The sequence below is a fragment of the Noviherbaspirillum galbum genome (assembly GCF_010974945.1).
Taxonomy (GTDB): Bacteria; Pseudomonadota; Gammaproteobacteria; order Burkholderiales; family Burkholderiaceae_D; genus Noviherbaspirillum; species Noviherbaspirillum galbum.
The window spans coordinates 70546-80492 of sequence record NZ_JAAIVB010000075.1 but is presented as its reverse complement, the minus strand read 5'-3'; the positions used below and the strand labels follow the sequence as shown (position 1 = coordinate 80492).

Sequence of the window (9947 nt, the reverse complement as noted above, 5' to 3'; positions counted from 1 at the left end):
ATAGGTGCTGCATGTGCTTCACTGGAAGACGGCACGGCGCTCGCTGCGCTTCCGTCTGTCTGCGATGAATCGTTCATCGATGGAAGCAGTGTAGTGTTTGCGGATTCCACAAAAAAGCCGAAATGGCGCAAAATACTATTCCGGAATCGGCAACAATGAGGCGCCATGGATCGATTGCAGTCAATGCGGGTATTCGCCAAGGTGGTGGAACAGGGCAGCTTCGCCCGCGCCGCGATGTCGCTCGACATGTCCAACGCGGTGGTCACGCGCCACGTGGCCGACCTGGAGGAGCATCTCGGCACGCGCCTGCTCAACCGCACCACGCGCAAGCTGTCGCTTACGGAAACCGGCACCGCCTACCTCGAGCGCGTGCTGCAGATCCTGCAGGAAGTGGAAGATGCCGAAGCCATCGCTTCCTCGCATTCCACGCGGCCGACCGGCACGCTGCGGCTGTATTCGCACGTCGGCTTCGGCCAGACGCAGCTCGGCGCGCTGCTGCCGGCGTATTCGCAAGCCTATCCCGACCTCATACTCGACGTCACCTTGAGCGACCGCTCGGTCGACCTGGTCGAAGACGGTTTCGATGCCGGCATCTTCATCGACTTTCAGAAATTCGACGCCAGCATGATCGCGCGCCAGCTCGCGCTAGCCAGCGTGGTGCTTTGCGCCTCGCCCGACTATCTCAGGAAGCATGGGTCTCCGCGCAGCTTCGAGGACATCCCCCGCCATGCCTGCCTGAATTTTTCCTATGACCAGATCCGGCATCATTGGCCGGTCAAGATGGCCAACGGCACGACATTGAACATTCCGGTCACTGGCAAGGTCTTCTCCAACAACGGCATGCTGCTGCGGGAATGCGCGCTCGCCGGGATGGGAATCATGGTGCGGCCCTCGTTCGCCCTGGGCGACGACCTGAGTTCAGGACGCCTGGTGCGGCTGATGCCCGAACATTCGCTGGGAAAGCTGCAGGTGATGCTGGTGTATCCGAGCCGTCGCCTGCTGTCGGCCAAGGTGCGCAGCTTCGTGGACTTCATGGCGAAGAAATATCCGCGGCCGGATAGCGACCCCTGGCTGCCCGAATGAGCCTGTCGTGGTAGTGTTGCGCATATCCCGCTCAACCCGATTCAACTTGATGGCTGACCGCCAGTAGAAAACCATGTGCCAGCTGCTCGGCATGAATTGCAATGTCCCGACGGACATCGTCTTCAGCTTCACCGGATTCGCCACGCGCGGCGGCCGCACGGGCGACCATGCCGATGGCTGGGGCATCGCCTTCTTCGAGGGTGCCGGCGTGCGCCATTTCGTCGACTACGAGGCGGCGGTGGCCTCGCCGGTGGCCGAACTCATCAAGCGCTATCCGATCAAGTCCAGGAACGTCATCGCCCACATCCGCAAGGCAACCCAGGGCCGGATCGCGCTGGAGAACTGCCATCCCTTCCAGCGCGAACTATGGGGACGGTATTGGGTGTTCGCCCACAACGGCGACCTGAAAGGCTTTGCGCCGGAACTCAACGGCGCGTTCCGGCCGGTAGGCAGCACGGACAGCGAACTGGCATTCTGCTACCTGCTCCAGGAAATGCGCCGCCGCTTCGGCGACGTGCCGCCGCCGCTCGCGGCCCTCACCCCCGCCCTGCGCGAACTGTGCGCAGACATCGCCCGCCACGGCACCTTCAACATGATGCTGTCGGACGGCTCGGCCCTGTTCGCGCATTGCTCGACCCAGCTGCACTACATCGTGCGGCAGCATCCGTTCAAGACCGCCAAGCTGGCCGACGAAGACATGAAGGTGGACTTTTCCACCGTGACCACGCCCCAGGACAGGGTCGCGGTCATCGTCACCGCGCCGCTCACCGACGACGAGACCTGGACCGCGTTCGAGGCCGGCGAGCTGAAGGTGTTCGTGGACGGCTCCCCTCTGCTTGGAGCCTGAGGCCCCGCCTCCCGCGATTACAGGTTCGGCGCCAGCCAGCGCTCCAGGTCGGCCATGTCCGCGCCGCGCCGCTGCGCCATGTCTTCCACCTGGTCCATGCCGATCTTGCCCACCACGAAATACTTCGATTCCGGATGGGCGAAGTAGAAGCCGGACACCGAGGCGCCGGGGAACATGGCGAACGATTCCGTCACCTGCATGCCGATCTCTTCCGCCTGCAGCAGCTTGAACATGTCCGCCTTGACGGTATGTTCCGGGCAGGCCGGATAGCCGGGCGCGGGACGGATGCCCTTGTAGGCTTCCTTGATCAAGTCTTCGTTCGTCAGCGTTTCCGCGGCAGCATAGCCCCACAGGTCCTTGCGGACCCTTTCATGAAGGTGCTCGGCGAAGGCTTCGGCGAGGCGGTCGGCCAACGACTTCAGCATGATGCTGCTGTAGTCGTCGTGCGCCGCCTCGAAGCGCTGCTCGTGCTTCTCGATGCCCAGGCCGGCCGTCACCGCGAACAGGCCGATGTAGTCGGCGACGCCCGATGACTTGGGCGCGATGAAGTCGGCGAGGCACTGGTTGGGCCGGGCCACGCCGTCGATCACCGGCTTGGCGGTCTGCTGGCGCACGTTGTAGTAGGTGAACGCGACCTGGCTGCGGGTCTCGTCGGTATAGATCTCGATGTCGTCGTCGTTGACGGTATTGGCCGGCAGGAGGGCGATCACGCCGTTGGCGGTGAGCCAGCGGCCCTCGATGATCTTCTTCAGCATCGCCTGGCCTTCCTCGAAGACCTTGCTGGCCTGCTCGCCCACCACCTCGTCGGTCAGGATGGCGGGGAAGGGTCCGGCGAGGTCCCAGGTCTGGAAGAACGGGCCCCAGTCGATGTACTGCGCCAGCGCGCCGAGGTCGACGTTCTTGAACACGCGGCGGCCGATGAATTTCGGCTTGACCGGCGCGAAGTCCAGCTTGGTCTTGTTGGCGCGCGCCTCGGCGATGCTGACCATCGGCGCGGCCTTCTTGTTGGCGTGCTGTTCGCGGATGCGCTCGTAGTCGGCGGTGATGTCCTGGATGTACTGTTCGCGCTGCTCCACGGTCAGCAGGGACTGCGCGACCGATACCGAGCGCGAGGCGTCCGGCACGTAGACCACCGGGCCTTCGTAGTTCGGCGCGATCTTCACCGCGGTATGCGCGCGGCTGGTGGTGGCGCCGCCGATCAGCAGCGGGATCTTCATCATGCGGAAATGCGGATCGCGCTGCATCTCCTTTGCCACATAGGCCATCTCTTCCAGCGAGGGCGTGATCAGGCCAGACAGGCCGATGATGTCGGCGTTCTCCGCCTTGGCCTTCGCCAGAATGTCGGAGCAGGGCACCATCACGCCCATGTTCACCACCTCGAAGTTGTTGCACTGCAGGACCACCGACACGATGTTCTTGCCGATGTCGTGCACGTCGCCCTTCACGGTGGCGATGACGATCTTTCCCTTCGGCTTGGCCGCGACACCGGTGCGCTCTTCCTCCAGGCGCTTCTCTTCCTCGATGAAGGGAATCAGGTGGGCCACCGCCTGCTTCATGACGCGCGCCGACTTCACCACCTGCGGCAGGAACATCTTGCCCTGGCCGAACAGGTCGCCGACGATGTTCATGCCATCCATCAGCGGGCCTTCGATGACGTTGATCGGTCGTCCGCCGGCCTGCAGCACCTTCACCCGCGCTTCCTCGGTGTCGTCCACGATGAACTGCGTGATGCCGTGCACGAGCGCGTGCGCGAGGCGCTTCTCGACCGGGTCGTTGCGCCATTCGAGGTTCTGCTCTTCCTTCTTGCCGCCGGCCTTGAGCGTGGCGGCGAACTCGATCATGCGCTCGGTGGCGTCGGCGCGGCGGTTGAGCACCACGTCCTCGACGCGCTCGCGCAGTTCGGGCGACAGATCGTCGTAGACGCCGATCATGCCGGCGTTGACGATGCCCATGGTGAGGCCGGCCTTGATGGCGTGGTACAGGAAGACGGTGTGGATCGCTTCGCGCGCCGGATCGTTGCCGCGGAAGCTGAAGCTGACGTTGGACACGCCGCCGCTGATCTTCGCGTGCGGCAGGTGTTGCTTGATCCAGCGCGTGGCATTGATGAAGTCCACGGCATAGTTGTTGTGCTCTTCGATGCCGGTGGCGATGGCGAAGATGTTCGGATCGAAGATGATGTCTTCCGGCGGAAAGCCCACCTTCTCCGTGAGCAGCTTGTAGGCGCGTTCGCAGATCTCGATCTTGCGCTCGTAGGTATCGGCCTGGCCGGTCTCGTCGAAGGCCATGACGATGACGGCGGCGCCGTAGCGGCGGCACAGCGTCGCCTGGCGCAGGAATTCCGCTTCGCCTTCCTTCATCGAGATCGAGTTCACCACCGCCTTGCCCTGCACGCACTTCAGGCCGGCCTCGATCACTTCCCACTTGGACGAGTCGATCATGATCGGCACGCGGGCGATGTCGGGCTCCGAAGCGATCAGGTTGAGGAAGCGCGTCATGGCGGCGACCGAATCGAGCATCGCTTCATCCATGTTGACATCGATGACCTGCGCGCCGTTTTCCACTTGCTGGCGCGCCACCGACAGGGCCTCGTCGTACTGCTCGTTGAGGATCATGCGGGCGAAGGCCTTGGAGCCGGTGACGTTGGTGCGCTCGCCGACGTTCACGAACAGCGAGGTGTCGTCGATGATGAAGGGTTCCAGTCCCGACAGCTTCATGCGGTGGTCGGACTCGGGCAGCTTGCGCGGCGCGCATTTGGCAACGACCTGCGCAATGGCGCGGATGTGGTCGGGCGTGGTGCCGCAGCAGCCGCCGGCGATGTTCACGAAGCCGCTGTCGGCAAATTCCTTGAGCAGCGAGGACGTGACGTCGGGCGTTTCGTCGAAGCCGGTGTCGGACATCGGGTTGGGCAGGCCGGCGTTGGGATAGATGCAGACGAAGGTGTCGGCGATCTTTGCCAGTTCCTCGGCATAGGGCCGCATCAGCGCCGCGCCCAGCGCGCAGTTCAGGCCGACGGTAAGCGGCTTCGCATGCCGCACCGAATGCCAGAAGGCCGGCACGGTCTGGCCCGACAGGATGCGGCCCGAGGCGTCGGTGACGGTGCCGGAGATCATGATGGGCAGGCGCTTGCCGCTCTCCTCGAAGAAGGCGTCGATGGCGAACAGTGCCGCCTTGCAGTTGAGCGTGTCGAAGATGGTCTCGACCAGCAGCACGTCGGCGCCGCCTTCCACCAGGGCGCGCGTCTGCTCGAGATAGCTAGCCACGAGCTGGTCGAAGCTGACGTTGCGTGCGGCGGGATCGTTGACGTCGGGCGAGATCGAAGCAGTCTTGGGTGTGGGGCCGAGGGCGCCGGCGACGAAGCGCGGCTTGTCCGGCGTGGAGTACTTGTCGCAAGCTTCCCGCGCCAGCTTCGCGGCCTGCACGTTCATCTCGTAGACGAGATGCGCCATGTGGTAGTCGTCCTGGGCCACGCCGGTGGCGCCGAAGGTATTGGTTTCGATGAGGTCGGCGCCGGCCGCGAGGTATTGCTCGTGGATCTCGCGGATGATGTGAGGCTGAGTCAGGGTGAGCAGCTCGTTGTTGCCCTTCAGGAAGATCTCCTTGCCGGGCACGGCGAAATCGGCGAAACGCGCGCCGCGGTAATCCTCCTCCGTCAGCTTGTAGCGCTGGATCATGGTGCCCATGGCGCCGTCGAGGACGAGGATGCGTTGGGCCAGCAGATCGCGCAGCAGCGCTTCGGTTTGGGAGATCGGATCGCGTTTCATGGTGTGCTCGCAAAAGAAAAAACCCGGCCTGCAAAGCGGGACCGGGTCTTGTTCCGCTTTAGCTGTATTTGTTGAAGGTGGCGGCGTGACTGGAACACCGGACGGACCTTCGCGCCCGCAAGCTGGGTTTGACTTGGAAAATCAAATCGGCGCAAGAAAATTATACGAGAAATCAATACCTTGGGCAAAGGCAAGTTGCGCGTGTCAGGAGAACGCGCCGGATTCCATCGCAAAGCCCTTCAGAAATTCGCCCGCCGCCAGCTTCTTGCCGCCGGGTTTCTGCAATTCGGTGACGCGCAGGGCATCCTTTCCGCAGGCGACGACCACGCCATCCGGGCCGGCCGACAGGATCTGTCCGGGCGCGCCCCGCATGCCCTCTGCTGCCAGCGCGGCACGCCACAGCTTGACCGTCGTGCCCCGGAAGTTGCCGCTCGCGCCGGGAAACGGATTGAACGCGCGGATCTTGCGTTCCAGCACCTCGGCGGGCTGCCCGAAATCGAGCGCCGCTTCTTCCTTCGCGATCTTGGCGGCATAGGTCACGCCGTCGCCGGGCTGCGGCGTGGCGCCGAGCGTGCCGGCTTCCAGCTTGCGCAGGGCCTCGACGATCATCCTGCCGCCGAGCGCCGCCAGCTTGTCGTGGAGGCTGCCGGTGGTGTCCTCGGGCGCGATCGGCAGGCGCTCCATCAGCATCATCGGCCCGGTGTCCAATCCCTCTTCCATCTGCATGATGGTGACGCCGGTGTCCGCGTCGCCGGCCTCGATGGCGCGGTGGATGGGCGCGGCGCCGCGCCAGCGCGGCAGCAGCGAGGCGTGGATGTTGATGCAGCCGCGCGGCGGAATGTCGAGCACGCTGCGCGGCAGGATCAAGCCATAGGCCGCAACCACCATGACGTCGTGCGGCGTGGCACGCAACAGGTCATGCGCTTCGCGCGCCACCTCGGGATGCTTGCCGTCGAGCCGCAGCGACACGGGCTGCGCCACCGGCATGCCGTGTGCGAGGGCATATTGCTTGACGGGCGACGCCTGGAGCTGCATGCCGCGTCCGGCGGGACGGTCGGGCTGGGTCAGGACCAGCGGAATGGAGAAACCCGCCTGGTGCAGCGATTGCAGGGCGGTGGCCGCGAATTCGGGAGTGCCGGCGAAGAGGATGTTCATGGGGCGCATTGTACCGCCCCGGCACGAAGGCGATGCGTCAGCGGGCGCCAACGACCTTCTTCTGGTCGCGCTTGAGTTCGCGCTCTTCCTTGAGCAGCTTGGTCTTGATGCGGTTGCGCTTGAGCGGCGACAGGTATTCGACGAAGACCTTGCCCTTGAGGTGATCCATTTCATGCTGGATGCAGACGGCCAGCAAGCCGTCGGCATCGACTTCGAATTCCTTGCCGTCCACGTCCTTCGCGCGCACCTTCACGCGGGCCGGCCGCTCCACGCCGTCGTAGATGCCGGGCACCGACAGGCAGCCCTCGTCGTAGACCTTTCTTTCTTCGCTGGCCCAGACGATCTCGGGGTTGATGAATACCTGCAGCTGGTCGTGCGCATCCGAGACGTCGATCACGATGACCTGTTCATGCACGTCCACCTGGGTTGCCGCCAGGCCCACGCCGGGCGCGTCGTACATGGTCTCGGCCATGTTGGCGGCGAGCGTCTTCAGGCGCTGGTCGAAAACCGTGACCGGCTTGGCAACCTTATGCAGGCGGGGATCGGGATAACGCAGGATATTCAGTAGTGACATACAAAAACTTACAGCTTTAAAGCAACAATGCGACAGAATAAGAGTGTCGTTTCTCTTGCTAGTTCAAGGATATATGTGCAGAATTTGATTCACTTTGACAAGTTTTTTGTCGGCAATTCTTTCCACTCTGACACCACGCGCCGGCCGCACCTGCTGCATCGAACGCCAATTCTTGCCGTACCCGCATTGGCCGCGCTTACCGGACAGATCCATGAAAAAGTTTAGCACAGCCGCCCTGTCCCTTCCCCTGGCCCTCGGGATGGCGTTCGCCTTGCCGGGCCATGCAGCACCAGATGGGGCCGCCCGCCCCGATTCACAAGCCGCCCAGGCCGCCTCTTCGCGATGCGCCTTCCTGCCGAACGCGCCGGACCAGCACGTGGTCGTGCGCGGCGACACGCTCTGGGACATCTCCGGCAAATTCCTCAAGCACGCCTGGTGCTGGCCGCAGGTCTGGGGCATGAACCGCGAGGAAATCCGCAATCCGCACTGGATCTATCCCGGCCAGGTCGTCATCTTCGACCGCGCGGCAGGCAGGCTGCGGTTGGGCAACGCGGTGGGCAGCGGCGCGATGGCGGGATCAGGCATGGCCGGCGGCATCCAGACCGTCAAGCTCAGCCCGCAGCTCCGCACCCAAGGACTGGGCCAGGATGCGGTGCCGGCCATTCCCTCCAACATCATCGAACCCTTCCTCTCCAAGCCGCTGGTCGTGGGTGAGGACGACCTGAAAAATGCCGCGCGCATCGTGGCCACGCCCGAAGGCCGGGTCAACGTCGCCAAGGACGACAAGGTCTACGTGCGCGGCGACATCCATGCCGGCACGTCCTTCCAGGTGTTCCGGCCAGGCACGCCGCTCAAGGATCCGGTCACCGGCAACATCCGCGGCTACGAGGCGACCTATCTCGGCACCATCAAGCTGGACCGCGCGGCGCGCGCCGACAACGAAGCGCACGCCTTCTACGTGGTCGACGTCAAGCAGGAAATGGGCGTGGGCGACCGCCTGCTGCCCGTGCCGCCGACGCCCATCCTGAACTACGTGCCGCATCCTCCGGAACGCCAGCTCGATGCGCGCGTGATGTCGGTCTACGGCGGCGTCACCCAGGCAGGCCAGAACCAGATCGTGAGCATCAACCGCGGCAAGGATGCCGGCCTGGACATGGGCACGGTGCTCGAGCTCTACCAGACCGGCCGCGTCATCCGCGACAAGACCGATCCGGGCGGCTGGTCCATCGGCACGCTCGGCAAGCCCGAGGTCAAGATTCCGGACAACCAGTACGGCAGCCTGTTCATCTTCCGGGTGTTCGACAATATTTCGTATGGCCTTGTGATGCAAGTGACCGAACCGGTACAAATAGGAGATATCGCCAAATCTCCTGAATAGGTTTTCCCATGCATGATCCCGAACCGGACGCGGCGCTCGCGTCCTGGCTTCGCCTCGACCAGACGCCGGGCCTCGGCCCGCTCACCGCGCGCCGCCTCCTTTCCGCCTTCGGCCTTCCCCAGCACATCTTTTCCGCCACGCCTCCGGCCTTGCTCGCGCATGCGCCGGCCCAGGTCGTGCAGGCCCTCAAGGCGCCGCCATCCGATGCCACGCAGGCCCTCGTCGAGCGCACCCTCGAATGGGCTTCCGTCCCCGGCAACCAGGTGCTGACGCTGGCCGACGCCGCCTATCCGCCCGCCTTGCTCAACATCCCCGATCCGCCGCTGCTGCTGTACGTGAAAGGCCAGGCCGCGCTGCTTGCGCGGCACGCGCTCGCGGTCGTCGGCAGCCGCAATGCGACCCTGCAGGGCCGTGCGCATGCGGAAGCGTTTTCCGCCGCGCTCAGCGCCGCCGGGCTGACCATCATCTCCGGTCTCGCGCTGGGCATCGATGCGTCTGCGCACCAGGGCGGATTGCGCGGCATCGGTTCGACCGTCGCGGTGATCGGCACCGGCGCCGACAAGGTCTACCCCGCGCGCAACCACGCGCTGGCGCACCGCATCGCGGAAGAGGGATGCATCATCAGCGAGTACCCGCTCGGCACGCCGCCGGTGCCGCACAACTTCCCCCGCCGCAATCGCATCATTTCCGGATTGGCGCGCGGCGTGCTGGTGATCGAAGCCGCCGCCCAGTCAGGATCGCTGATCACCGCGCGCATGGCGGCGGACCAGGGACGCGATGTCTTCGCCATTCCCGGTTCCATTCACTCGCCGCTGTCCAAGGGCTGCCATCTGCTGATCAGGCAAGGCGCAAAGCTCGTCGACGACGCGCAGGACATCCTCGATGAACTCAACATCGTTGGCGGCATCGCGCAACGGCCGTGTCCGCCGCCGTCCGCGCAGGATGCATCGGCCGTGCTCGACGCGATGGGCCACGACCCGGTGCATCCGGACACGCTTGCGCAGCGATGCGGCTTCGACATGCCTTTCGTGCAGGCCGAATTGCTCGCGCTCGAACTCGATAACAGGATTGAAACGCTGCCCGGCGGCATGGTTCGCCGCCTCGCAGCAACCTGAAACAACACATCCTGTCCCACCGGCGTTTTTTGCG

The 9947-nt window shown here is 64.5% G+C and carries 7 protein-coding genes; 4 read left to right on the top strand and 3 right to left on the bottom strand.

What is annotated here, in order from left to right:
- Window positions 1-165 precede the first annotated feature (165 nt).
- Window positions 166-1083: a LysR family transcriptional regulator gene (locus G3574_RS22370; protein WP_163967763.1), complete on the top strand. Its 918-nt coding sequence runs from the start codon at window positions 166-168 to the stop codon at window positions 1081-1083.
- A 73-nt stretch (window positions 1084-1156) separates the two neighbouring features.
- Window positions 1157-1930 carry a class II glutamine amidotransferase gene (locus tag G3574_RS22365; RefSeq protein WP_163967762.1) on the top strand — a complete coding sequence of 258 codons (774 nt, stop codon included), beginning with the start codon at window positions 1157-1159 and terminating at the stop codon, window positions 1928-1930.
- Between the two features lie 17 nt (window positions 1931-1947).
- Here the strand turns inward: G3574_RS22365 and metH are convergent, their stop codons facing one another.
- The 3 genes from metH to def form a co-directional block, all read right to left on the bottom strand.
- Complete coding sequence (metH, locus tag G3574_RS22360) at window positions 1948-5691, bottom strand: methionine synthase (RefSeq protein ID WP_163967761.1); 3744 nt, start codon at window positions 5689-5691, stop codon at window positions 1948-1950.
- A gap of 204 nt (window positions 5692-5895) precedes the next feature.
- A complete protein-coding gene (gene fmt / locus G3574_RS22355; RefSeq protein ID WP_163967760.1) occupies window positions 5896-6846 on the bottom strand; it encodes a methionyl-tRNA formyltransferase in 951 nt (316 codons plus the stop codon).
- 37 nt (window positions 6847-6883) lie between these two features.
- Window positions 6884-7420, bottom strand: a complete 537-nt coding sequence (gene def, locus G3574_RS22350; RefSeq protein WP_163967759.1) for a peptide deformylase — start codon at window positions 7418-7420, stop codon at window positions 6884-6886.
- Window positions 7421-7631: 211 nt separating this feature from the next.
- Here def and G3574_RS22345 point away from each other — a divergent pair, with 211 nt between their 5' ends.
- On the top strand, window positions 7632-8798 hold the full coding sequence (locus G3574_RS22345) for a LysM peptidoglycan-binding domain-containing protein (protein WP_163967758.1): 1167 nt from the start codon (window positions 7632-7634) through the stop codon (window positions 8796-8798).
- An 8-nt stretch (window positions 8799-8806) separates the two neighbouring features.
- Window positions 8807-9913, top strand: coding sequence for a DNA-processing protein DprA (gene dprA, locus G3574_RS22340; protein ID WP_163967757.1), 1107 nt, complete (start codon window positions 8807-8809; stop codon window positions 9911-9913).
- Window positions 9914-9947 lie beyond the last annotated feature (34 nt).